This window comes from Paracoccus acridae (assembly GCF_014642735.1).
GTDB lineage: Bacteria > Pseudomonadota > Alphaproteobacteria > Rhodobacterales > Rhodobacteraceae > Paracoccus > Paracoccus acridae.
The window spans coordinates 1-854 of record NZ_BMIV01000080.1 but is presented as its reverse complement, the minus strand read 5'-3'; the positions used below and the strand labels follow the sequence as shown (position 1 = coordinate 854).

1 protein-coding gene is annotated in these 854 nt (G+C 57.7%); it reads right to left on the bottom strand.

Features of this window, described 5'->3' with window-relative positions:
* Window positions 1-231: 231 nt before the first annotated feature.
* Complete coding sequence (locus IEX25_RS19845; RefSeq protein WP_188717447.1) at window positions 232-780, bottom strand: VPLPA-CTERM sorting domain-containing protein; 549 nt, start codon at window positions 778-780, stop codon at window positions 232-234.
* Window positions 781-854: the final 74 nt, after the last annotated feature.

The window sequence follows — 854 nt, the reverse complement described above, 5'->3', positions numbered from 1 at the left end:
ACAAACGACCGTTTCATCGCGCCTTAGATAACTGTCTGAAGTGTTCGGTAGCTTGAAGGTACAGAAGCACCACCTCCCCGAAACCTTCCTGTCCGCATCGCGCTCACCGCAACAATCATGGGCTAACCTTGTAACTCGATGGGGCTGGAATGTACGCGCAGGCAGCCCCTCCTGAAGTAATAGAACAGGCGCCCGTCAAGGCGCCTGCTTTTGCTTTTATCAGATGTAGCGTCAGGCAGCCTTGCGGCGACGGCGCAGCAGCGCCAGGGAACCGGTACCTGCGCCAAGCAGAAGGGCAGAGGCGGGCAGCGGCACCGGAGAAGGGGGCGGCAACCCACCCTCGTCGATCAGCGCGTAGCGAACTTCACCCCCCATATAAAGGGCTTCACCAAGCCCATTGCCCCAGAATGAAACCGAGGTAAACGACCCGGTATCATCAAAGGCGCCGACAAAGAGCTCATAGACGCTCGACCCGCTGCCGTTTTGGGAGGGAAACAAGCCGTCTGCAGAATCATCGGCGGTCGCAACAGTAATCGGAGCGCCTCCGTCAAAGGAAATAAACAGCTCAGTCACCGGGTCATGACAGCAGGTAGCCCAGTCTCCAACCTCGAACCCGATTGCATTGACCGCAGACCCAAAGGTCAATGTAACGCCCGAGTTGAAGTAATCCGATGGGGCGGTCCGAATGCCGCCGTCCGAACCGCCATCATTACGCGCAGGACTGATGTCAGTCACTTGGCCAGACAGCGAACGTAACCACCCGGTTTGCACCGCGGCCATTTTTCATTGACAGGCGTTGATGATGTTGTGTCTCGCGCTACGGCTCTCCGTGGTAGGCTCGGTCCATGGAGATT